Consider the following 21,427-nt stretch of genomic DNA (forward strand, 5'->3'; position numbering starts at 1 on the left):
TCCGTTGACGAAGCAATTGTCAGATGGCGACTGGTGCCTTGATCGCCGGGTGGCATTCGTAGCTGAGCACTTCGAAATCCTCGTATTCGTAGTCGAAGATCGAGGCTGGCTGGCGCTTGATGTTCAGCGTCGGGTAGGCAAAGGGCTGGCGGGAGAGTTGCAGTTCCACCTGTTCGTGGTGGTTGCTGTAGATGTGGCAGTCGCCGCCGGTCCAGATGAAGTCCCCCACGTCCAGGTCGCACTGCTGCGCCAGCATGTGGGTCAGCAGCGCGTAGCTGGCGATGTTGAAAGGTACGCCCAGGAAAATGTCGGCGCTGCGCTGGTAGAGCTGGCAGCTGAGTTTGCCGCGGCCGCCGGGTTCGGAGGCGGGCGCCACGTAGAACTGGAAGAAGGCGTGGCAGGGCATGAGCGCCATCTGGTCGAGATCGGCCACGTTCCAGGCGCTGACGATGATGCGGCGGCTGTCGGGGTTGGACTTGAGTTGCCTGACGACTTCACTGATCTGGTCGATGTGTCCGCCGCCGGGCTTGGGCCAGTTGCGCCATTGCACGCCGTAGACCGGGCCGAGCTCACCGTCTTCGCGCGCCCATTCGTCCCAGATGGTGCAGCCGCGCTCCTGCAGCCACTTCACGTTGCTGTCGCCGCGCAGGAACCACAGCAGCTCGACGATGATGGCCTTGAGGAACACCTTCTTGGTGGTGACGAGCGGGAAACCTTCGCTCAGGTCGAAGCGCATCTGGTGGCCGAACACGCTGCGCGTGCCGGTGCCGGTGCGGTCACCTTTCTGCACGCCGGTCGTGTAGACAAGGCGCATGAAATCTTCGTACTGGGAGCGGACGGGGCGAGGGGTCAGAACGGCGGTCATCCCGCCATTTTGCCTGCTGAGTTGTTCCCCCCCCAGCCACCGGCTAGCATCGACCTTTTGCCACCACCGTCTTCCGGAGGAAAACCATGAGCGACCTGATCCTCTATACCAATCCCCAGTCCCGGGGCCGCATTGCGCACTGGATGATGGAGGAGCTGGGTCAGCCCTATCAGACGGTCTGGCTCGGTTATGGACCCGAGATGAAGTCCCCGGTCTACAAGGCGGTCAACCCGATGGGCAAGGTGCCGGCGATTCGCCACGGCGATGTGGTCGTGACCGAAGCTGCCGCGATCTGCGCCTACCTCGCCGACGCATTTCCGCAGGTCGGGCTGGCGCCGGCGCCAACCTCGCCGCAACGCGCGCCCTACCTTCGCTGGATGTTCTTTGCCGCCGGGCCGCTGGAGCAGGCCGTGACCGCCAAGGCCATGGGCTGGGTCGTGCCCGAGGGGCGTGCCGCCATGGCCGGCTTCGGCAGCTACGCCGACACCCTGGATGCGCTGGAAACCGCGCTGCAGCCTGGTCCCTACATCTGTGGGGAACAGTTCACGGCGGCCGACGTGTATGTCGGCTCCAGCCTGTCCTGGGGGCTGATGTTCGGCACCATCGACAAACGCCCGGTGTTTGAGGAATACGTTGCCCGCATGCGGGCGCGTCCGGCCTTGCTGCGCGCCGGCCAGATCAACGAAGAGCGCATCCAGAAGCAGGCCGCCGCCTGAGCTGGCCCGTCGACATCCTTTCCCTGTCCATGTCCAGTCCTTCCGACCCTGCGCAAGCCACCGCCCAGACCCGTCCCCGCGTCACGATCTCGGGCCAGCTGACCCGCACCGGCGCGCAGCCGGTGGCCACGCCCGTGGCGTCGCCAGCGCCAACCCGACCCGTGCAGACCGTCACGTTGGCGCCCGCAGCCGATCCTTCGACCCAGGCGCTGGTCCAGGCGCGGCGGCTGGGAGGGCAGGGGCGTTACCACGAGGCGGAGCAGGTGCTGCTCCGGGCCATGGCGTCCGACCCCGCGTCGGTGCCGGTGCGGCGCTACCTCGCCACCGTTTTTCTCGCGCTGGCGAAGAACCGCGAGGCGCACGCCATGCTCAAGGCCATGGTGCAGCAACTGCCCGACGACGAACAGCTGCTGCTGAACTATTCGACCGCGCTGTTCCGGCTGGAGCTGATGCACGAGGCGCACATGGCGCTGGAAGACCTGGTGCGGCGCTTCCCGGCGAACACGCAGGCACGGGTGAACCTGGCTTCGATCCACCTGAACAATCTGCGCGATCCGAACAAGGCGCTGGAGGTGCTGAAGCCGGTGGCCGCCGAGGCAAGCGCCGACCTGCAGTTCGCGCTCGGCTGTGTGACCGCCAAGCTGGGCGATTTCGGCGAATCGCTGGCGCACTACGAGCGCGCGCTGGCGATCCAGCCCGCCCACACCGAGACCCTGAGCAACTTCTTGTTCTCGTTGCACTATCGCCACCCGGTGGATCTGGACCGCGTGCGCGAGCTGAGCAGAAAGCATGGCCAGGCCGTGCATGAAAACGCGGTGCGCCGCGGACTTGTGCTGGCACCGGCGCCGCCGCGCCCGACGGGTCGGCGCCTGCGGGTCGGCATTCTTTCTGCCGACCTGCGGCTGCACCCGGTGGGCCATTTCCTGGAAACGGTGCTGGACGCGCTGCGCCAGCGGGGAGTGGACCTGGTGGCCTATGCCAACCAGGCAAAGGGCGCGTTTGTGCCCGCTCGCATTCGCGGCGCCTTCGGCCAGTGGCGCGACATCGCGGACGAGACCGACCAGCGCGTGGCCGACACCATCGCGGCCGACGACCTGGACGTGTTGCTCGACCTCAGCGGTCACACCACCGGCAACCGCATCGGCGTGCTGATGCGCCGGCCGGCGCGGCGTCAGGTGTCGTGGCTGGGCTACTTCGGCACCACGGGTCTGCCGTTCATCGATGCGGTGATCGCCGACCCGCTGTGCGTGCCGCCGGGCGAAGAGCGCTTCTTCACCGAGCGCCTGCTGAAGATGCCGCACACGCGGCTGTGCCTGACGCCGCCGGCCAAGGCCCCGGATGTCGCGCCCGAGCCGCCGATGGCCACGCTGCCCTGGATCACCTTCGGCTGCTTCCAGAACGCCAGCAAGATCAACGACAGCGTGATCGCGCTCTGGAGGCGCGTACTGGACGCCGTGCCAGCCTCGGTGCTGCGGCTGCAGAACGGCCGCTTCGAGGAGGAGCAGCAGGTGTTGCGCATGCGCGAGCGGCTGCGCAACGCGGGGATCGATCTGCGCCGGGTCTTCATCTCCACCAACCTGCCGCGCGAACACTACCTCGGCCAGTACGCCGAGGTCGACGTGCTGCTCGACACCTTCCCGTACCCGGGTGGCACCACGACGGCCGAAGCGATCTGGATGGGCGTGCCGACGTTGGCGCTGGCCACGCCCGGCATGTTGGGCCGCCAGGGAGAGGCCATGCTGGAGAACGTCGGGCTGGGCGACTGGGTTGCGCACAGCGAAGACGGCTATGTGGCCAAGGCGCGGGCCTTGGCCGATGACCGGCAGGCGGCAGTGGCAACGCTGCGGTCGTTGCGGCGGAACCTGCGCGAGACGGCGCGCAAGAGCCCGCTGTTTGATGCGGTCACGTTTGCCGCCGACCTGGAGCGGCTGCTGCGGACGTTCTGCTCGTCCTGATTGTTTCGAGGCGGGGCGTCAGCGTTTGACCAGCATGCCCTGTCCGGTGGGCAGGGGGATGACGCGGTAGTTGCGCTCCTGGAACCAGAGATCTTCGGCCTGTTTCTGCGCGCGGAACTTGCCGCCCCACTCGTAGTCGTCCAGGATGATCATGCCGCCCGGGACCACCCGGTCGAACAACTTTTCCAGGCAGGCGATCTCGCCCTCGGCGTTGTTCAGGTCGATGTGCAGATAGGCCACTGTCTCGGGCATGCCATCGGCAAAGCTGGCGGGCAGCATGCCCTTGATCAGGCGCACCTGCGGGTAGTCGGCAAAGCGCTGTGTGACCCGGTCAAACAGGCCTTCCGACTGGCCTTCCATGTTGCGGCCCGTGGGGTGGTAGTCAAAGGTGTCGTAACCCCAGAATGTCTTCGGAAACGCGGTGCCGCCCAGGTAGTCCATGACGGTCTTGATGCCGGTGCCGGCATTGACGCCGCACTCCACGAAGTCGCCCTCGAGCTGGATGCAATGGCAGGCGCTGGTGGCCAGGATGTAGCGGCGCCAGACGATGGCCTGGTCCGCCTTGTTCTGGATGTTGCTGCGCCAGGCGACGTTGAACGACGGGTCTTCCATCGCCGAGTTGTTGCGGCCCCAGGTGAACAGGTTGTCGGCGAAGTGGAAACCGTGCGCCACCAGCGGCAGCACCTCCTTCATGAGCGCAGAGAACCGCGCCGGATCGCTCACGCCCCACGAAATGGGCGAGACGAAATCGATGCCGCGCTCCATCGACAGGGGCGGAACCTGGGGCAGCGTCACCGGCGGCTTGGGGGGCTTCATCGAGGGCTTTCTGTGGGAGGAGTGGCGTCGGGCAGTGCCACGACCCGGCCCGGGTTCATCCGGTTCTGCGGGTCCAGCGCCCGCTTGATGGAGCGCATCAGTGCCAGCGCGACCGGGTCCTTGTAGACCGGCAGCTTGTCGATCTTGAGGCTGCCGACGCCGTGTTCGGCGCTGATCGAGCCGTCGAAACGCGCGACCTGGTCGAACACCAGGTGGTTGACCCGCTCTTCCTGCTCGCGCAGGAAGATCGTCGGATCGCCTCCTTCGGGCGCCTGCACGTTGTAGTGCAGGTTGCCGTCACCCAGGTGGCCGAAGTTCACCAGCCGCACGCCGGGCACCTCGCTCGCCAGCAGCGCGTCGGTCTCGGTGCAGAACGCCGGGATCTTCGACACCGGAATGCTGATGTCGTGCTTGATGTTCAGGCCTTCTTCGGCCTGTGCCAGCGGAATGCTTTCGCGGATGTGCCACAGCGCATGCGCCTGCTGCAGGCTTTCGGCCACCACGGCATCGTTGACCACGCCCTGTTCAAACGCCGTTTCCAGCAGGCGCTCGAACTGGCTGCGCGCGTGCGCTTCCGATTCGCTGTCGCTGTTTTCGAGCAGCACGCAGTACGGGTGCTCGGACCACAGCGGCACGCGCTGCTGGGGAAAGTGTCTGTTCACCAGCGACAGCGCGAACTGGCCCATGACCTCGAAGCCGGTCAGGCCGGCGCCGAGGTGCCGGTGCGCCAGGCCCAGCAGCTGCACGGCCGCCTCCAGCGAGGACACTGCGGCCCAGGCGGTGAGCTGCGCGGCCGGCAGCGGGTAGAGCTTCATGGTCGCGGCGGTGATCACGCCCAGCGTCCCTTCGCTGCCGACGAACAGGTCGCGCAGGTCGTAGCCAGTGTTGTCCTTGCGCAGGCCGGAGAGCCCGTGCCAGACCTCGCCCTGCGCCGTCACGACCTCCAGGCCGAGACACAACTCGCGCGCATTGCCGTAGCGCACGACCTGGGTGCCGCCAGCGTTGGTGGCGAGGTTGCCGCCGATGGTGCAGCTGCCTTCGGCCGCCAGCGAGAGCGGGAACAGGTAGCCGGCTTTCTCCGCGGCTTCCTGCACCGCCTGCAGCACGCAGCCGGCGTCGACCGTGATGGTCAGGTTGTCGCCGTCGATCGCACGCACGGCGTTCATGCGGGTGAGGCTGAGCACCACCTGTGTGCCCGAGTCGTCCGGCACCGAGCCGACGACCAGGCCGGTGTTGCCGCCCTGGGGAACGATGGACACGCCCGCGTTCACGCAGGCCCGGACCACAGCGGCCACTTCGGCGGTGCTGCCGGGGCGCACCACGGCCAGCGCGCGGCCGTTGGAGCGTTTGCGCCAGTCCTGCTCCCAGGCCGAGAGGTCGGTGGCGGGGTCGTCGTGGGTCAGCACCTGGGCATCGCCCACGATGCCGCGCAGGGTGGAGATGAGGGCGTTCATCGGGTCTTGGTCGGAGGAACCGGGTCCGCCGCATAGCCGGCCTCGGCGGCGCGCTGCGCGGCGTCGGCCGCAATCGCTTCCTTGCCGGCGGCGCGCAGACGGGTGCGGATGTGCCAGGTGCAGGCCACAAACAGCACGATGCACAGCAGCAGCTCCAGCCCGGCCAGCCATGCCGAGAGGCTGCTCGTGTCACTGGTCATGCGCACCGCACCCTCGGCGGCATACAGCCAGACCATCAGGCTGAGCCAGCGGTAGGTGTACATGCGGTGCTTGAGCAGGCCAGCCAGCGGGATGGTCAGTGGCAGTACCTTGAGCACCAGCCAGGAGCCGCCGGGTCGCAGCGGTGCCAGCCACAGCTCCCAGGCCAGACACAGCGCGATCAGGGCCAGCAGGCTGCCGACGGCCAGCGCGCGGCTGCGGGCGATCGCGGGAAGCGGGGACGATGGGGGGGCGGGAGGATGGGTCATGGGGCGGGTGGCATGATACCGGGATGACTTTTTCCGAGCGCCTGGACCGCGCACAGACCCTGCTGGCCGCCCTTTGGCAAGACCTGCTGCGCTTTCCCTGGCGCAACACGGCGCTGACACTGCGAGAACGCTTCCGCGAAGACCGGCTGGGGGTGACTGCGTCGAGCCTGACCTTCACCACCACGATTTCGCTGGTGCCGCTGTTCACCGTGGCGCTGGCGATCTTCAGCGCCTTCCCGATGTTCGCCCGCCTGCAGGCGACACTGCAGCGCTGGCTGATCGAGAGCCTGGTGCCCGAGAACATCGCCAAGCAGGTGCTGGCCTATCTCAACCAGTTCGCCGCGAAGGCCGGGCAGATGGGCTGGGTGGGAGCGCTGTTCCTGCTGGGCACTGCGCTCGCGCTGATATTGACCATCGACCGCAAGCTCAACGACATCTGGCGCGTGCGCACCGCCCGGCCGCTGACGCAGCGCATCCTGGTCTACTGGGCCGTGCTCACGCTGGGGCCACTGCTGCTGGCGGCCAGCCTGGCCGGCACTTCGTATGCGCTCTCGGGGGCGGACGGCGTGGTGCGCTCGGGCACGGTGAAGCTGCTGCTGGATTCGCTGCAGTTCGCGCTGATGACCGCCGGCATGGCCGCGCTCTACCGTTTTGTGCCCAACACCCAGGTACGCTGGACCCATGCCCTGGTCGGCGGGTTCTTCACCGCCGGCGCGCTGGAAATCGCCAAGGGTGTGCTGGCCTGGTACCTGGGCAAGGTACCGACCTATTCGCTGGTCTACGGGACTTTCGCCACCGTGCCGATCCTGCTGGTCTGGTTCTACGTGGCCTGGGTGATCGTGCTGCTGGGCGCCGTGGTGGCGGCCTACCTGCCCAGCCTGCTCTCGGGCATCGCGCGGCGCGGCAACTATCCCGGCTGGCGCTTCCAGCTGGCGCTGGAGTCGCTGGCGCAGCTGCAGGCGGTGCGAGAAACCCCGGCGCGTGGCCTGAGTCTGGAGGCGCTGGCGCAGGCGCTGCGGGTCGATCCGCTGCACCTCGAAGATCCGATCGGCGCCATGGTGGCGCTGGACTGGCTGGGGCGGCTGGACGAAGCGGACGAGCGCTATGTGCTGCTGCAGGACCCGGTGCACATGCCGGTCGCGCCGCTGGCGCAGCGCCTGTTGTTGCCCGACTCTCCCAGCACCGAAGCCTTCTGGTCGGTCACCGGTCTTCGGGACAAGACGGTCGCCCAGGTGCTGACCACCCCGTCCGTGCCCTGATCAGGCGGTCCGGAACGGCGCCGACAGGAAGCCGCGGAACCGAGCCCTGCCGCCACGCACCGGCGTTTCGCTGAGTTCAAAACGCGGAAAGCGGTCCAGAAAACGCCCGATGGCGATGCGGCCTTCCAGCCGCGCCAGACTGAGGCCTGCGCACTGGTGGATGCCGAAACCGAAGGCCAGGTGCTTGTTGCCTTCGCGGCGCAGGTTCAGGGTTTCCGGCTGGTCGTACACGGCCGGATCCCGGTTGGCGGCGCCGATGCACAGCGTGACCAGCGTGCCTTCGTTCAGCGCCACACCACCGACCGACGCCGGTGACAGCGCGCGCCGGTTGCCCAGCTGGTTGGACGACTCGTAGCGCAGGCATTCGTCGACCGCCAGCGTGAGCACCTGTTCTTTCGCCGAGGCATCCCCTACTGCGCGCAGGTCGGCCAGCAGCTGCTCGCGCTGGTCTGGGAACTCCTGCAGCAGGATCAGGCCGTTGCCGATCAGGTTGGTCGTGGTCTCGTGGCCGGCGTTGAGCAGGAAGATGCAGTTCTGCAGCAGCTCGACCTCGCTGAGTTGGTCGCCGCCGGCTTCGCCCTGGATCAGTCGCGTGAGCACGTCGCGCTCCGGGTCGCCGGGGGCCTTGCGCCGCTCGGCCACCAAGCCGCGCAGATAGTCCAGCATCTCGGTCACGCTGCGGTTGCCCAGCGCGTGCTGCTCGGGCGTAGGCACCGGTTCGAGCGCACCCAGGATGGCCAGCGACCAGCCGCGCAGCGGCCCGCGATCTTCATGTGGCACGCCCAGCAGGTTGCCGATGATCTCCACCGGAATGGCCGAGGCGAAATCCTCGACCAGGTCACCGCCGCCCTGCGCCTCGATGCGGTCCAGCAGGCTGTCGACCAGCGCCACCAGACCCGGCTCCATGTCGGCAATGGCGCGGCGGGTGAGGGCGCCCATGATCAGCTTGCGCACCCGCGTGTGCAGCGGCGGGTCGTTGAACACCAGGCTGGTGGTGTGGTGCTCGTACAGCGGCGAGTCCACGCCGTACTTGGGGCCGTACTCGACGTGTTTGTCCGAGCTGAACACCGCCGCGTCGCGGTACACCGCCATCAGGTCGGCGTGGCGCGTGAGGAAGACCGAGCCGTCGGGCATGCGCCGCACCGGAGCGGTCTCGCGCAGCACGGCGTAGACCGGAAACGGGTTGGCGAGAAAGTCGGCTGGCAGCGCGCGCAGGTCGAAGCTGTCGGCGATTTCGCGCGCCCGTTCGGCGCTCATCGGCGGGGTGATCTGGTGCGGCTGGATCATGGTCCGGCCATTGTGGCAGCGCACCGGTGCCCGGGCCCGTCACCTAGGCGCGGCGGCGTTCGGGAGGGCGGTCCTCGGCCTGCATGGCATGGGCGATCTCGCCGATGCGTGCCAGCGCCTGCATGTGCTGCGTGTTCCACGGCCCGGAGAAGTTCAGCCGCAGGCAGTGGCGGTAGCGGTCGGTGGCGGTGAAGAACTCGCCGGGGCCGAAGGTGATGCCTTCGGCGGCGCAGCGGCGGAACAGTTCCATGCTGGAAAAGCCCGGTTCCAGTTCCAGCCAGAGCGTGTCGCCCGAGGGCGGGTTGCTCACGCGGGTGCCGGCGGGAAAGTGGTGCGCGATCAGGCGCCGGGCTTCGTTGCGGCGCTGGTTCATGAAGGTCGTCAGCCGCCGCAGGTGGGCCTCGTAGCTGCCCTGGGTCAGCAGGTCGGCCAGCGCTTCTTCGAGAACGACGGGCGTGGCGGCGCCTTGCAGGCGCTTGCTGGAAGCGACGCTGTCGCGCCAACGGCCGGCCTCGACCCAGCCCAGGCGGATGCCTGGTGTGAGCGTCTTGGCGAACGAGCCGCAGACCATGACGTGGCCGTCCGCGTCGAACGACTTGGCCGCCTTGCGCCGCTCGTCGCCGGCCAGCAGGTCGTTGAACACCACGTCCTCGATCAGAGGCACGCCGCGCTGCGCGAGCAGCTTCACCAGTTTGTGCTTGGCCGCCAGCGGCATCACCGAGCCCAGCGGGTTGGACAGCGTCGGCGCGGCGAGGACAGCCTTGACCGGCTGCGTGTCCAGCGCCAGTTCCAGTGCAGGCAGCGACAGACCGGTGGCGGGATGCGTGGGGATTTCCAGCACGCGCAGACCCAGCGACTCGATCAGGTCGAGGTAGCCGAAGAAGGTCGGCGATTCCAGCGCCACCACATCGCCCGGCACCGTCACCGCCCGCAGGCAGAGGCTCACGGCCTGCGTGCAACTGGCCGTGATCACGATATCGGCCGCGTCGAGCGCGCAGCCCAGGTGCAGCGCGCGCCTCGCAACCGCCTGCCGCAGGGCGGGCCGGCCGGCGTCGGCCTTGTTGTATTCGGTCAGGCTGTGCCGGTGCACGCGCGAGGCGCGGCCGATGGCCACCCGCAGCCGCTCTTCGTCGAACAGCGCGCTCTGCTTCGGCGAGAAGCCGCCGAAGCTGGCGCGGTCGCCCGGCTGGTGCAGCATGGCAAAGCTCTCGGAGCGGGTCTGGTGCTCGATCAGGAAGCTGCGCTGCGGCGGTGCGCTCAGGCCTGGCTGGGCGATGCGTTGCGGGCGCCGCACGAAGTAGCCAGCCTTGGGCCGTGCCTGCGCCAGGCCTTGTTCTTCGAGCTGGCGGTACGCCTGCATGGCGGTGGAGATCGAGACGCCATGGGTCAGCGCAGTCTCGCGCACCGAGGGCAGCCGCTGTCCGGCCTTGAGGGTGCCGCCGTGGATCAGCTGTGCGAGTGCCTGCGCGATCTGCTGGTACAGCGGCGATGCAGGTTCGGGAGGCGGCGAAACCGGTGGGACCGGGCGCAGCGTGGGGTGCTGGGGCGGCTCGGACATGGCGTTCCCATGCTAACCGAGCACTGTCCGGCCAGCCCTTCAAAAGGTGTGTGGGGACCAGTACAGATGACCGCCAAACGGGGCACACAGATGGGCATCTGTGTACCGTTGAAAGGCTGTTCTGGTGCATCTGTGTGTCTGTCACGCGGGCGGGGAAATCCCGACAGTAGAGCCTCATTCACGAAAGGTTCGCCATGCACACCACCCATCCCGCTCCGACCCGCCTGTTGCCCCAGCAGACCCGCGTGATCAACGCCAGCGCCGGCATGCGGTTGCGGGTGGTCAGTGGCCGGGTCTGGCTGACGCAGCCCAACGTGGCGCAGGACCTGTTTCTCGGCCCGGGTTCGGTGGTCGACCTGCTGCAGGACTGGATCGTGGTTGGCGCCGACGCCGAACCTGCCCGCACCCGTCCCGAGCTCTACAGCGAATATGTGCTCACCCCGCTGGTCGAGCCGGCGCCCAGCTGGTTTCAGCGTTTGAGGAAGTCGCGGATCGCGAACAGGGTCAGGTCCGGGGTTTCGGTCATCTGGTGATGGCCGACCGGCAGGGTGACCACCTGTACCGCCTTGCCGGCTTCCCTGGCCGCCTTGATCAGGCCTTGCGCCGCCTTGGGCTGGGTCATCTGGTCCAGCCCGCCGAGCAGGAACAGCACCGGGCAGGTGAGGGCGGCCATGGCCGCCTCGCCGCCCGCGTAGCGGTCGCAGGCGACGAAGCCACGGTGGAACAGGTTGACCTTGGCATTGCTGCGCAGCACACGCCGGCCCAGCGCCATGCTGGCGCCGTAGACCCACGTGCCCGGGCCAAGCGCCGACGGAGGTGCGGCCAGGGTCGAGCGCGAGAACACGTTGACCATGGCCAGTGCCTTCTCGGGCTCGTTCAGCGAGGCATCGATCAGCGCGGGTGAGACCTTCATCGGGAAGGCGGTGCCGACCAGCACCGCGTGCGTCACGCGGTCCTTCAGGCGCGCCGCGGCCTCCATCGTGATCAGCGAACCCCAGCTGTGACCGACCAGCGCGGCTTTGCGCACGCCGGCCGCGTCGAGCAGGGCGCCGACGAAGTCCGCCGCTTCCTCGACCGTCGAAGGCGCTTCACCGCCGCTCTTGCAATGGCCCGGCAGGTCCACCGCCAGCACGTTCCAGCCGTGGTTGGCCAGGTAGCGGCTCTGCAGGATCCAGACGCTGTGGTCGTGGAGCACGCCGTGGACGAAAACGACGGTGGGCTTGGCCGCGTCGAAGGCCTTGCCGCCGGTGTAGCAGTAGGTGCTGGCGCCGTTGACTTGCAGGTACATGGTCAGGCCCCCGCTTTCTCGGCCGCTTTGAGCGCGCGCTTCAGATCGTCGATCAGGTCGTCCGGATCTTCCAGTCCGATGGACAGGCGGATCGTGCCCGGGCCGATGCCAGCGCCCGCCAGCGCCTCGTCGCTCATGCGGAAGTGCGTGGTCGAGGCCGGGTGGATCACCAGCGAGCGGCAGTCGCCCACGTTGGCGAGGTGGCTGAAGATCTTGAGTGCTTCGATGAAGGCCTTGCCCTGATCACGGCTGCCCTTGATGTCGAAGCTGAACACCGAGCCGGCGCCTTTGGCGCCATGTCGCAGCAGCTTGTTTGCCAGTGCGTGGCTGGGGTGCGATTCGAGCAGCGGATGGCCGACGCGGCCGACCAGCGGATGGCTGGCGAGGAAAGCGACGACTTTCTCGGTGTTGGACATGTGCCGCTCCATGCGCAGCGGCAGCGTCTCCAGCCCCTGCAGGATCAGCCAGGCGCTGTGCGGGCTGAGACAGGCGCCGAAGTCGCGCAGGCCTTCGCGGCGCGCGCGCAGCAGGAAGGCACCCACGGTGCTCTCCTCGCTGAAGGTCATGCCGTGGAAGCCGTCGTAGGGTTCGGTCAATTCGGGGAACTTGCCACTGGTCTCCCAGTCGAAGCTGCCGGCGTCGACCACCACGCCGCCAATCACGGTGCCGTGGCCGGACAGGAACTTGGTGGCCGAGTGGTAGACCAGATCGGCGCCCAGCTCGAACGGCTTGACGAGGTAGGGCGTGGTCAGCGTGGAATCGACCAGCAGCGGCACCTTGGCCTCGTGCGCGATCTGCGCCACGGTCGGCATGTCCAGCACGTCCAGGCCCGGGTTGCCCACGGTCTCACCGAAGAACAGCTTCGTATTCGGTCGCACGGCAGCCTTCCAGCCGTCGATGTCGCCGGGTTGGACGAAGGTGGTCTCGATGCCGAAGCGGCGCAGCGTGTAGTGAAGCAGGTTCTGGCTGCCGCCGTAGAGCGCCGTGCTGGCGACGATGTGCGAGCCCGCGCCCATGAGTGTGGCGATGGACAGGTGCAGCGCGGCCTGGCCGCTGGCGACGGAGATCGCACCGATGCCGCCTTCCAGCGCCGCCATGCGCTGCTCGAACACCGCGTTGGTCGGGTTGCTGATGCGGCTGTAGACGTGGCCGGCGCGCTCCAGGTTGAACAGGGCGGCGGCGTGGTCACTGGACTCGAAGACGAACGAGGTCGTCAGGTGGATGGGCACGGCGCGGGCGCCGGTGGTCGGGTCGGGGGCGGCGCCGGCGTGCAGCGCCAGGGTGTCGAAGCCGGGATCGGAATAGCCGGGCATGCGTGTCTCCAGGGTGGCCTCCGGGCGAACCCGGTGTGTTGTTCGCGCAGATTGTGGGCTATATTCGTTCCCACGCCTGCGCAGCGGGCGACAGCATCCATCCCGAGGAGAAGTGCCATGAAGGTCAGCGACATCCTGCGTGTCAAGGGCAATACGCTCTACACCACCACCCCCGAGGACAGCCTGGCCGAAGCCGCCCAGCTCATGGCCGAAAAGGACATCGGATCCCTGGTCGTGATGTCCAACGGACTGGTGGTCGGCATGCTCACCTTCCGTGAAGTCATCAACGCCCTGGTCAAGAACGGCGGCGCCTTCGGTGGCACCACCGTCTACCGCGCCATGGACCCCGGTCCCCTGACCTGCACCATGGCGACCGAGATGGACGAAGTCCGCCGCATGATGCTCGACCGCCACGCGCGCTACATGCCGGTGATCGAGAACCGCATGCTCATGGGCGTGATCAGCTTCTACGACGTGGCCAAGGCCGTGGTCGACGCGCAGAACTTCGAAAACAAGATGCTCAAGGCCTACATCCGCGACTGGCCGGAAGAAGACTCCGAAGGCAAGAACGAGCCGAACTTTCCCTGATCCGTTGGTGACCAGATGAAAAAACGCCCCGCATGCGGGGCGTTTTGCATGAGGGGGTGTCGCTCAGCCGAGCGAGGCGTGGATGTGGTCGCGCACCCTTGGGTAGATCTGCTGGTTCCACTTGCGGCCGCTGAACACGCCGTAGTGGCCGACACCGGTCTGGATGTGGTGGGTCTTGAGGTAGGGGCGCACGCTGCTGCACAGGTCCTGCGCCGCCACGGTCTGGCCGACCGAGCAGATGTCGTCGCGTTCGCCTTCGACGGTCATCAGCGCGGTGCGCCGGATCGCGGCCGGATTCACCGTGCGGTCCTGGTAGCTCAGCACACCGCGGGGCAGGTCGTAGGTCTGGAACACCTTCTCCACCGTCTCCAGATAGAACTCGGCCGGCAGGTCGTTGACCGCCAGGTACTCCTCGTAGAAGTTCTGGATCGCCGCAGCTTCTTCGACCCGGCCGTGTTCCAGGTGGTCGTAGATGTTGCGGAACGACTGCTTGTGGCGTTCCGGGTTCATGCTCATGAAGGCGCTGAGCTGCACGAAGCCGGGGTAGACGCGCCGCATGAACCCTGGGTGCGGCAGCGGCACATGGCTGATCAGGTTTTTCTCGAACCAGTCGATGGGCTTGCTGGTCGCGAGCTTGTTCACCTCGGTCGGGTTGACGCGGCAGTCCACCGGGCCGGCCATCAGCGTCAGACTGCGCGGCTGCGCGGGGTTGTCGTCTTCGGCCATCACGGCGGTGGCGGCGAGCGCGGCCACGCAGGGCTGGCACACCGCAACCATGTGCGAGCCGGGGCCGACCGCTTCGGTGAAGCGGATCAGGTAGCTGATGTAGTCGTCCAGGCTGAAGCCACCATGGGCCAGCGAGACGTCGCGGGCGTTGTGCCAGTCGGTGATGTAGACCTCGTGGTCCTGCAACAGGGTGCGAGCGGTTTCGCGCAGCAGCGTGGCGAAGTGGCCCGAGAGCGGCGCGGCCAGCAGCACCTTGGGTTGCTCGGGCAGGTCGGCGCCGGTCTTGCGAAAGCGCAGCAGGGTGCCGAATGGCAGCTTCAGCACCTCCTCTTCGACGACGGGCACCTCCTGTTCGCCGATCGTCACCGAATGGATGTTGTAGGGAGGGCGCGAATGCGTCAGGCGCAGGCGCGAGAGCACGTCGCAGGCGGCCGCCACCTTGCGCACCACCGTGCGCTCGGTTTTCTGGATCCACAGCGACGCACTCAGGTGCTGTGCCGCCAGCCGCAGCGGGGAGACCAGGTCGGACTGAAATTGGTAGGCCTGATACAGCATGTCGGTCCTTCCTTTGGGATGTTCCGGACTCACGCAAGGAACGGACCAGAGAGAACCGCACCGGGGCGGTGCGCGAAGCATGCACAAAGGTGGCACAGGGATTGCTCTTGGGTCTGCTTCAAGAGGAGCAAGACATGGCCAAGGCGGTACTCACGATCAGCAGCAAGAACTACGGTGCCTGGGCCTTGCGCGGCTGGCTCATGTGCCGGCTCGCGAAGCTCGATTTCGACGAACACGTGATCTCGCCCGACGATCCGGCGATGAAGGCCGAGATGCTGCTGCTGTCGGCCTCGATGCGCGTGCCATCGCTGGATCACGACGGCGTGCATGTCTGGGACACGCTGGCGATTGGCGAGTACCTCAACGAGATCAAGCCCAAGGCTGGCCTGCTGCCGGCCGACCGCAAGGCGCGTGCACATTGCCGCGCCATCTGCGGCGAAATGCACTCGGGCTTCTCGGCCCTGCGCAGCTCGCTGCCGATGAACATCAAGGCCCACTTTCCGGGCTTCAAGGTCTGGTCGCGCGCGCAGTCCGACATCGAGCGCATCGAGTCGATCTGGAACGAGTGCCTCGATACCTACGGCGGCCCCTACCTGTTTGGCGAAAAGCCCTGCATCGCCGACGCGATGTTCGCGCCGGTGGTGACGCGGTTCATCACCTACGACGTGCCGCTGGATCTGCCCTGTGTCGCCTACTGTGAGACCGTCATGGCCTTGCCGGCCATGAAGGAGTGGGTTGCGGCCGCCGAAGAAGAGCCCGACGAGATCGACGAGCTCGACGCAGAGTTCTGAATCAGGGTTCGTTCCACGGCGTCGGGGCCGGGATCTCGCAGACCGGGTCCACCGGCAGCGACTGGAAGTCGGCAGGGCCGACGATTTCCAGGTACTCCATGTCGGGCGAGTAGTCGAACAGGTAGTGGCGGATGCCCGGGCGCTGGTGCACCACGTCGCCGGCCTCGACCAGGGTCACCTTGTCCTCGTACATGAACTTCGCCCAGCCCTTGGTCATGACCACGATCTGGAAGTCGGCGACGTGGATGTGCCAGCCGGTGCCACCGTCGGGCGGCAGGTTGGCCTTGACCAGGTGCGCGACCACCTTGCCATGGGTGGCGGCGGCCACGCCCAGGTCGCGGTAGAGGAAGAAGTCGCGCAAGCCGCCACGCACAAACTCGGTTTCGCCGGGCTTCACATGGGAGAAAAGGGTGCCTGTTTTGTCCAGCATGGTGCGCTCCTTTGGGTTTTGGGCAGCGAAATGGCTGCGGTTTGTGCGTTGCACAAAGCGCGCCAATCCATCCGTTGGGCTCGGGGATAATCCCTGCCCATGAGCGGAAACACCTTCGGCACCCTGTTTTGCGTCACCAACTTCGGTGAGTCCCACGGCCCGGCCATCGGTTGCGTGATCGACGGCTGCCCGCCCGGCATGTCGCTGACCGAAACCGACATTCAGCACGATCTGGACCGCCGCCGCCCCGGCACCAGCAAGTTCGTGACCCAGCGCAACGAACCCGACGCGGTGGAAATCCTGTCTGGCGTGTACGAAGGCAAGACCACCGGCACGCCGATCGCCCTGCTGATCCGCAACACCGACCAGCGCAGCAAGGACTACGGCAACATCCTTCAGACCTTCCGCCCTGGCCACGCCGACTACGCGTACTGGCAGAAGTACGGCATCCGCGACCCGCGCGGCGGCGGCCGCAGCTCGGCCCGGCTGACGGCGCCGACGGTGGCGGCCGGCGCGGTGGCCAGGAAGTGGCTCAAGGAAAAGTTCGGCACCACCTTCCACGCCTGCATGACGCAGATCGGCGAGGTGCCAATCGGCTTCGAGAGCTGGGAACATGTGCCCAACAACCCGTTCTTCGCCCCGGTGGCCGACGTGTCGGCGCTGGAGGCCTACATGAACGAACTGCGCAAGAGCGGCGATTCCTGCGGCGCACGCCTGCGCGTGGTGGCAAAGAACATGCCGGTCGGGCTGGGCCAGCCGCTGTACGACAAGCTGGACGCCGACATCGCCTACGCGATGATGGGTCTCAACGCCGTGAAGGGCGTCGAAATTGGCGCCGGCTTTGCGTCGGTGGCCGACAAAGGCAGCACCCACGGCGATTCGCTGACCCCCGGCGGCTTTGTCGGCAACAAGGCCGGCGGCGTGCTCGGCGGCATCAGCACCGGGCAGGACCTGGACGTGTCCATCGCGATCAAGCCCACCAGCTCCATCCTGATCCCGCGCGACTCCATCGACGTGGCCGGTGCGCCGACCGAGGTCATCACCAAGGGCCGCCACGACCCCTGCGTGGGTATCCGCGCCGCGCCCATCATGGAAGCGTTGCTGGCGCTGGTGGTGATGGACCACGCGCTGCGACACCGTGCGCAGTGCGGCGACGTTCACGTGGACACCCCGGACATCGCTGCCGCATCGCGTGGCTGAACAACGCAAGCAGCTGCTGCCTTTCGCAGCGCTTTCGGCCAGCTACTTCGCGCACATTGGCTTCTTCAACCCCTACCTTCCGCTCTGGCTGAAAGACCTGGGGTTCGGGCTGTTCGCGATCAGTGTGTTGACCTCGGTGCAGTCGGCCACGCGCCTTTTCGCTCCCTACGCCTGGGGCACGCTCTCTGACCGAACGGGAGAGCGCGTCAAGCTGCTGCGCTACGGCGCCACGGCGGCACTCATCTTCTCGCTGGCGCTGTGGTTCCCGCTGGGGCCGGTGGCGCTGTTCGTGGTGCTGCTGCTGATGTTCACCCACACCAGCGCCATGATGCCGATGAGCGAGGCAGCGCTCGCGCACCTGGTGAGTCAGGGTGGGGCGTTCGATGCGAAGCGTTATGGCCGCGTGCGGCTCTGGGGCTCGCTGGGTTTTCTGGTCACGGTGATGGTGGCGGGCTGGTGGTTCGAGCACTTTGGTCTGGGGCACTTCCCGGCCTGGACCCTGGTGACGCTGATCGCGGTGGTGGTGAGCGTCTGGCTGCTGCCCGACTTCAAGGAGTCGGTGCACCACGACGACGACCATCCGGCCGTCTGGCCGCTGCTGCGCCAGCCGGCGGTGCGCTGGTTCTTCGCGGCAGTGTTCTTTCATGTGCTCTCGCACATCTTCATCTACGTCTTCTTCTCGCTCTACCTGGATTCGCTGGGCTACAGCAAGACCCTGATCGGCCTGCTCTGGGCTGCCTCGGTGCTGATCGAGATCGGCTGGTTCTTCACGCAGGGGCGCTGGCTGCACCGGCTGTCGCTGACGGGCTGGCTGGTGCTGGCTTCGGGTCTGATGGTGCTGCGCATGGGCATCACGGCGGGTCTGCCATCCGTCTGGCCGCTGCTGCTGGCGGCGCAGGCGCTGCACGCGATCACCTTTGCGGCCCACCACACCGTCTGCATTGCGCTGCTCTCGCACCACTTTCCGGGCCGGCTGCGAGGTCGCGGCCAGGCGCTTTACACCGTGATCGGCTACGGGCTGCCAGGCGTGCTGGGTGGGCTGGGCGGTGGTGTGCTGTCCTCGGCGCTGGGCCTGTCGTCGGTGTTCTGGCTGGCCGGTGGGCTGGCCGTGGTCGCCACTTTGTGCGCTGTGCGGTTGCGGCAGCTGGACCGCCGGTCTGGATGAGCGTCTGGCCGCGGGCACAATGGTTTTGTTACCCATTGTTTCTGCTGTCACACACACCATGAGTACGCACAACCCGTCCAGCACCACCAGCACCCGAACCCGCGACACCCGATCCGCTCCCAAAATACCCCCGTTCTGGCACCGGCTGAACGCCTTCTTCCTGTTCCCGTTCCAGGCCAGGCCGCTGATGTACGCGGTGTTCCTGTCGCTGTGCTCGCTGACGGTGATGGTTTCGGAGCTGATCGGCTTCTTTGTCGTCATCGGCATCCTGCTGGCCACCGCCCGCTACAGCTTCAAGGTCTCGGCAATGGCCTCGATGGGCGTGCTGAACAGTTCCGACTACGACAACGCGCGCAGCGATCCGGCCTGGACCAACCTGCCGTGGAAGTTCCTCGGTGTGCTGCTGGTGCACGGTTTCGTCATCTCCCTGCTGATGACGGCCGGCGAGGGGCTGGGAGACATTGGCCGGCTGATCTCGTCGCTGCTGGTGCCTGCCACGCTGATGGTGCTGATTCAGACCACGAGCTTTCTCAGTGCGATCAACCCGTCGGCGCTGCTGCGGGCGATCGCAGCGGTCGGCATGCCGTACCTGCTGCTGTGCGTGTTCATGCTGCTGCTGAGCACGGGCATGCCGGTGGCCTGGGGCCTGCTGCTGCCGCTGGCGCCCAAGGGTCTGATCGCCCCGGTGATGGCTTTCGTGCTGGTGTACTTCTCCTGGGTCACGGCGAGCATGGTCGGGTATGTGATGTTCCAGAACCATGAGAACCTGGACATCGATCTGGTGCAGGACCCTTCCAGCGAACTGATCCAGGCCGGACAGGGAGCGCGCCGCTCCGGACCGGTGGTGGACCCTGTGGTGCGTGAGCGCGATGCGCAGGTGGCCGCACTGATCAAGGACGGCAGCATCAAGGAAGCCCACGAGCTCGCCTACGACTGGCAGCGCGCCAACCCCGAATCGCTGAACGACCAGCGCCGCTACCACCGGGTGCTGCTGCTGACCGACAAGAAGGACACGCTGGCCTGGTTCACGCAAAAGGTCATCCAGAGCCTGATGAAGGAGCAGAAGGGTCAGGAAGCGCTGCAGGTCTACGCCGCCACCCTGCCCAAGTGCCCGGAGCTGTCGCTGGAGTCGGCCGAGCTGACCCTGACGCTGGCGCAGCTGGCCTGGAAGGGGCTGGACCACCAGCAGGCGCTGGCACTGCTCAAGGGCTTCGACAAGCGCTACCCGCGCGACCCGGCGGTGCCCAAGGCCTACGAACTGATTGCGCGCGTGCTGCACCAGGGCCTGGGCCGCACGGAGCAGGCGCTGGCGGTGTACCGCGCCATGGCCAAACACTTTCCGCAGCACCCCAGTACGCAGGAAGCAGCGTGGCTGCTGCGGGAGCACACCGGAGCGGTGGCAGGCGCCACCTGAACCAGGCCGCTGGCTGTGCCGCTGCTCAGGGCGCGGCGGGAGGATCGCGGCGGGCCAGCATCCGGGTCACCGGATCCTCGGGCGCGTGCACCATCAGTGCAGGCAGCCAGCCCATGGCGGCCTCGAACTGCTTGTGGTGCACCAGCTGGTTCACCAGCAGGGTCAGAGTCGCCGGCCATTGCGGGTGAACCGGAGAGCTGCGGTGCAGCACCCTTGCCAGGTGCTGGGCATCGTCCCAGGCCTGCAGCTTCACGAACGACACGACCAGGTGGACCAGGGTGCCGCCGCTCAGGCGGGCGCCGGGCTTGGCCAGCTTCAGGTACTCGTGGTAGCGCGTGTGCTGGCGCCGGCGGGCAGCCGAGTCGGCTGCGGGCAGCGTCAGCAGGCCCTTGGCCGCAGCGTGGAACTCGTCGCTGGACGGGAAGTGTTTCGCCACATCGAACCACGGCGCCAGTACCGCTTCGTCGCGCGGCCGCAGCCGGGCTGCGCGGTGCCAGGCCTGGCTGGCGGCGGCGAAATCCAGCCCATCGGTCAGTGCCTGCGCGCGGTCGATGGCGGCCTGTGCGGCGGCCTCATCTTCGCTCGCGGGAGCGGCCTCGACCGGTGCCATGTTCGAGGGAGCCTCGAGCTTTTTCACCGACATCAGCAGCGCCATCAGCACGGCACCGCAGGTCAGCCCGCCCAGGTGCGCCATGTAGTCCACGCCGTCGTTGCCCAGCCATTGCTGCAGCAGTTCGTGCCCCATGTACACCGGCAGCATCACCAGCGCGGGCCAGCGTGCGTAGTTGAAATAGAACAGCAGCAGGTAGAAGAAATTGACGCGCCGCAGCCGGTACATCACCACGTACATCGCCATGAGCCCGGAGATCGCGCCCGAGGCGCCCAGGCCCATGCCCGGGTCGCCGGCATGGGACCACAGCGACGCCATCGACGCGCCGACGCCGCTGAGCAGGTACATCGCCAGGTAGACCCCCGCACCGAGCGCCATCTCCAGCGTGAAGCCGAACAGGAACAAAAACACCATGTTGCCCAGCAGGTGTTCGGTGCTGCCGTGCAGAAAGGTTGCGGTCAGCCAGTTGGCGGAGGGATCGGTGAGCCCATGGTCGAAATGCAGGGCCCAGCGCCAGGTGAAGGGTTGCGGCTCGTAGGGTGTGACCTGCGACCGTAGGCTGCGCCACTGTTCGTACTGCGGATCGGATTTCGTGATCACCTGGCCGGCCAGCAGGGCCTGGCGGAAGTTCTGCTCGTGCCACATGTCCACATAGAGCTGCTCGGCCAGTTGCTGCTCGTCGTTCTTCGCCCAGTGTTTTTCGATCGCCTCGACGTGCTCCTTGCTGCGCGCGTCGGTCGAGGGCGCGCGCCTGAGGTGTTCGATGTAGCGCGGCACCTCGATCGCGGCCAGGCCGCTGGCCGCATAACGCTCGGCGTTGCGCTCCACCTTCTGGTCTTCCGACGCCTGCCAGCCCCAGTAGATGGCCATGTTGATGACGATCAGCAGCACCGTCATCCAGGGCGGTGATTTCCAGGTGGGCTTGTTGGCCAGGGGAATGGCAAAGAACATCGGCGGCGTCCGGAGAAAG

General features: G+C 67.1%; 20 protein-coding genes. 9 read left to right on the top strand and 11 right to left on the bottom strand.

The features are described 5' to 3' along the window. Window positions 1-19: 19 nt before the first annotated feature. Window positions 20-853, bottom strand: a complete 834-nt coding sequence (locus tag ACLIJ1_RS19450; RefSeq protein WP_411367546.1) for a thymidylate synthase — start codon at window positions 851-853, stop codon at window positions 20-22. A gap of 98 nt (window positions 854-951) precedes the next feature. Here ACLIJ1_RS19450 and ACLIJ1_RS19455 point away from each other — a divergent pair, with 98 nt between their 5' ends. Together ACLIJ1_RS19455 and ACLIJ1_RS19460 are read left to right on the top strand one after the other, a co-directional pair. Next, window positions 952-1,581: a glutathione S-transferase family protein gene (locus ACLIJ1_RS19455; protein WP_411367208.1), complete on the top strand. Its 630-nt coding sequence runs from the start codon at window positions 952-954 to the stop codon at window positions 1,579-1,581. 29 nt (window positions 1,582-1,610) lie between these two features. Then, a complete protein-coding gene (locus ACLIJ1_RS19460; protein WP_411367209.1) occupies window positions 1,611-3,536 on the top strand; it encodes a tetratricopeptide repeat protein in 1,926 nt (641 codons plus the stop codon). An 18-nt stretch (window positions 3,537-3,554) separates the two neighbouring features. On the opposite strand, the gene ACLIJ1_RS19465 is transcribed toward ACLIJ1_RS19460, so the two are convergent. Genes ACLIJ1_RS19465 through ACLIJ1_RS19475 form a run of 3 tightly spaced genes read right to left on the bottom strand, consistent with a single transcriptional unit; the run spans window position 3,555 to window position 6,273 of the window. Further along, on the bottom strand, window positions 3,555-4,352 hold the full coding sequence (locus ACLIJ1_RS19465; protein WP_411367210.1) for a TylF/MycF/NovP-related O-methyltransferase: 798 nt from the start codon (window positions 4,350-4,352) through the stop codon (window positions 3,555-3,557). Beyond that, window positions 4,349-5,806, bottom strand: coding sequence for an FAD-binding oxidoreductase (locus ACLIJ1_RS19470; RefSeq protein WP_411367211.1), 1,458 nt, complete (start codon window positions 5,804-5,806; stop codon window positions 4,349-4,351). Before ACLIJ1_RS19470 ends, ACLIJ1_RS19465 begins: the two co-directional genes overlap by 4 nt. Continuing rightward, window positions 5,803-6,273, bottom strand: coding sequence for a DUF2069 domain-containing protein (locus ACLIJ1_RS19475; protein ID WP_411367212.1), 471 nt, complete (start codon window positions 6,271-6,273; stop codon window positions 5,803-5,805). The genes ACLIJ1_RS19470 and ACLIJ1_RS19475 overlap by 4 nt, the downstream gene beginning before the upstream one ends. A gap of 23 nt (window positions 6,274-6,296) precedes the next feature. Here ACLIJ1_RS19475 and ACLIJ1_RS19480 point away from each other — a divergent pair, with 23 nt between their 5' ends. Next, a complete protein-coding gene (locus ACLIJ1_RS19480; RefSeq protein WP_411367213.1) occupies window positions 6,297-7,532 on the top strand; it encodes a YihY family inner membrane protein in 1,236 nt (411 codons plus the stop codon). Here ACLIJ1_RS19480 and ACLIJ1_RS19485 read toward each other — a convergent pair whose 3' ends face one another. After that, the gene (locus ACLIJ1_RS19485; protein WP_411367214.1) at window positions 7,533-8,819 is read right to left on the bottom strand and encodes a cytochrome P450; all 1,287 of its coding nucleotides are present in this window, start codon (window positions 8,817-8,819) and stop codon (window positions 7,533-7,535) included. Window positions 8,820-8,862: 43 nt separating this feature from the next. Continuing rightward, window positions 8,863-10,377, bottom strand: a complete 1,515-nt coding sequence (locus tag ACLIJ1_RS19490) for a PLP-dependent aminotransferase family protein (protein WP_411367215.1) — start codon at window positions 10,375-10,377, stop codon at window positions 8,863-8,865. Window positions 10,378-10,571: 194 nt separating this feature from the next. Here ACLIJ1_RS19490 and ACLIJ1_RS19495 point away from each other — a divergent pair, with 194 nt between their 5' ends. Next, on the top strand, window positions 10,572-10,910 hold the full coding sequence (locus tag ACLIJ1_RS19495) for a DUF2917 domain-containing protein (RefSeq protein WP_411367216.1): 339 nt from the start codon (window positions 10,572-10,574) through the stop codon (window positions 10,908-10,910). On the opposite strand, the gene ACLIJ1_RS19500 is transcribed toward ACLIJ1_RS19495, so the two are convergent. Further along, window positions 10,847-11,665: an alpha/beta fold hydrolase gene (locus ACLIJ1_RS19500; RefSeq protein ID WP_411367217.1), complete on the bottom strand. Its 819-nt coding sequence runs from the start codon at window positions 11,663-11,665 to the stop codon at window positions 10,847-10,849. The genes ACLIJ1_RS19495 and ACLIJ1_RS19500 overlap by 64 nt on opposite strands. A gap of 2 nt (window positions 11,666-11,667) precedes the next feature. Then, window positions 11,668-12,978 carry an O-acetylhomoserine aminocarboxypropyltransferase gene (locus tag ACLIJ1_RS19505; RefSeq protein ID WP_411367218.1) on the bottom strand — a complete coding sequence of 437 codons (1,311 nt, stop codon included), beginning with the start codon at window positions 12,976-12,978 and terminating at the stop codon, window positions 11,668-11,670. Between the two features lie 117 nt (window positions 12,979-13,095). Here ACLIJ1_RS19505 and ACLIJ1_RS19510 point away from each other — a divergent pair, with 117 nt between their 5' ends. Next, entirely contained in the window at window positions 13,096-13,566 is a 471-nt protein-coding gene (locus ACLIJ1_RS19510) for a CBS domain-containing protein (protein WP_411367219.1), read from the top strand. 63 nt (window positions 13,567-13,629) lie between these two features. On the opposite strand, the gene ACLIJ1_RS19515 is transcribed toward ACLIJ1_RS19510, so the two are convergent. Then, entirely contained in the window at window positions 13,630-14,847 is a 1,218-nt protein-coding gene (locus ACLIJ1_RS19515) for a polyhydroxyalkanoate depolymerase (protein WP_411367220.1), read from the bottom strand. Window positions 14,848-14,981: 134 nt separating this feature from the next. Here ACLIJ1_RS19515 and ACLIJ1_RS19520 point away from each other — a divergent pair, with 134 nt between their 5' ends. After that, window positions 14,982-15,638 carry a glutathione S-transferase gene (locus ACLIJ1_RS19520; protein WP_411367221.1) on the top strand — a complete coding sequence of 219 codons (657 nt, stop codon included), beginning with the start codon at window positions 14,982-14,984 and terminating at the stop codon, window positions 15,636-15,638. A gap of 1 nt (window position 15,639) precedes the next feature. Here ACLIJ1_RS19520 and ACLIJ1_RS19525 read toward each other — a convergent pair whose 3' ends face one another. Beyond that, window positions 15,640-16,068 (bottom strand): cupin domain-containing protein, encoded by a 429-nt coding sequence (locus ACLIJ1_RS19525; RefSeq protein WP_411367222.1) that lies wholly within the window; start codon window positions 16,066-16,068, stop codon window positions 15,640-15,642. Window positions 16,069-16,167: 99 nt separating this feature from the next. Here ACLIJ1_RS19525 and aroC point away from each other — a divergent pair, with 99 nt between their 5' ends. From aroC to ACLIJ1_RS19540, 3 genes are read left to right on the top strand one after another with little or no spacing between them, the layout of a single operon-like run. Beyond that, a complete protein-coding gene (gene aroC, locus ACLIJ1_RS19530) occupies window positions 16,168-17,268 on the top strand; it encodes a chorismate synthase (RefSeq protein ID WP_411367223.1) in 1,101 nt (366 codons plus the stop codon). Next, the gene (locus tag ACLIJ1_RS19535; RefSeq protein WP_411367224.1) at window positions 17,261-18,433 is read left to right on the top strand and encodes an MFS transporter; all 1,173 of its coding nucleotides are present in this window, start codon (window positions 17,261-17,263) and stop codon (window positions 18,431-18,433) included. The genes aroC and ACLIJ1_RS19535 overlap by 8 nt, the downstream gene beginning before the upstream one ends. A 58-nt stretch (window positions 18,434-18,491) precedes the next feature. Further along, entirely contained in the window at window positions 18,492-19,847 is a 1,356-nt protein-coding gene (locus ACLIJ1_RS19540; RefSeq protein ID WP_411367225.1) for a tetratricopeptide repeat protein, read from the top strand. A gap of 25 nt (window positions 19,848-19,872) precedes the next feature. Here ACLIJ1_RS19540 and ACLIJ1_RS19545 read toward each other — a convergent pair whose 3' ends face one another. Then, on the bottom strand, window positions 19,873-21,408 hold the full coding sequence (locus ACLIJ1_RS19545) for a rhomboid family intramembrane serine protease (protein WP_411367226.1): 1,536 nt from the start codon (window positions 21,406-21,408) through the stop codon (window positions 19,873-19,875). Window positions 21,409-21,427: the final 19 nt, after the last annotated feature.

Origin of the sequence: Hydrogenophaga sp. RWCD_12 (genome assembly GCF_046604225.1) — a bacterium.
Classification (GTDB): Bacteria; Pseudomonadota; Gammaproteobacteria; order Burkholderiales; family Burkholderiaceae_C; genus Hydrogenophaga.

Coding starts and splice junctions, on each gene's coding strand:
- ACLIJ1_RS19510 (WP_411367219.1), top strand. CDS start 13,096: ATGAAGGTCAGCGACATCCTGCGTGTCAAGGGCAATACGCTCTACACC.
- ACLIJ1_RS19455 (WP_411367208.1), top strand. CDS start 952: ATGAGCGACCTGATCCTCTATACCAATCCCCAGTCCCGGGGCCGCATT.
- ACLIJ1_RS19475 (WP_411367212.1), bottom strand. CDS start 6,273: ATGACCCATCCTCCCGCCCCCCCATCGTCCCCGCTTCCCGCGATCGCC.
- ACLIJ1_RS19515 (WP_411367220.1), bottom strand. CDS start 14,847: ATGCTGTATCAGGCCTACCAATTTCAGTCCGACCTGGTCTCCCCGCTG.
- ACLIJ1_RS19525 (WP_411367222.1), bottom strand. CDS start 16,068: ATGCTGGACAAAACAGGCACCCTTTTCTCCCATGTGAAGCCCGGCGAA.
- ACLIJ1_RS19460 (WP_411367209.1), top strand. CDS start 1,611: ATGTCCAGTCCTTCCGACCCTGCGCAAGCCACCGCCCAGACCCGTCCC.
- ACLIJ1_RS19520 (WP_411367221.1), top strand. CDS start 14,982: ATGGCCAAGGCGGTACTCACGATCAGCAGCAAGAACTACGGTGCCTGG.
- ACLIJ1_RS19505 (WP_411367218.1), bottom strand. CDS start 12,978: ATGCCCGGCTATTCCGATCCCGGCTTCGACACCCTGGCGCTGCACGCC.
- ACLIJ1_RS19495 (WP_411367216.1), top strand. CDS start 10,572: ATGCACACCACCCATCCCGCTCCGACCCGCCTGTTGCCCCAGCAGACC.
- ACLIJ1_RS19480 (WP_411367213.1), top strand. CDS start 6,297: ATGACTTTTTCCGAGCGCCTGGACCGCGCACAGACCCTGCTGGCCGCC.
- ACLIJ1_RS19540 (WP_411367225.1), top strand. CDS start 18,492: ATGAGTACGCACAACCCGTCCAGCACCACCAGCACCCGAACCCGCGAC.
- aroC (WP_411367223.1), top strand. CDS start 16,168: ATGAGCGGAAACACCTTCGGCACCCTGTTTTGCGTCACCAACTTCGGT.
- ACLIJ1_RS19485 (WP_411367214.1), bottom strand. CDS start 8,819: ATGATCCAGCCGCACCAGATCACCCCGCCGATGAGCGCCGAACGGGCG.
- ACLIJ1_RS19500 (WP_411367217.1), bottom strand. CDS start 11,665: ATGTACCTGCAAGTCAACGGCGCCAGCACCTACTGCTACACCGGCGGC.
- ACLIJ1_RS19470 (WP_411367211.1), bottom strand. CDS start 5,806: ATGAACGCCCTCATCTCCACCCTGCGCGGCATCGTGGGCGATGCCCAG.
- ACLIJ1_RS19545 (WP_411367226.1), bottom strand. CDS start 21,408: ATGTTCTTTGCCATTCCCCTGGCCAACAAGCCCACCTGGAAATCACCG.
- ACLIJ1_RS19490 (WP_411367215.1), bottom strand. CDS start 10,377: ATGTCCGAGCCGCCCCAGCACCCCACGCTGCGCCCGGTCCCACCGGTT.
- ACLIJ1_RS19465 (WP_411367210.1), bottom strand. CDS start 4,352: ATGAAGCCCCCCAAGCCGCCGGTGACGCTGCCCCAGGTTCCGCCCCTG.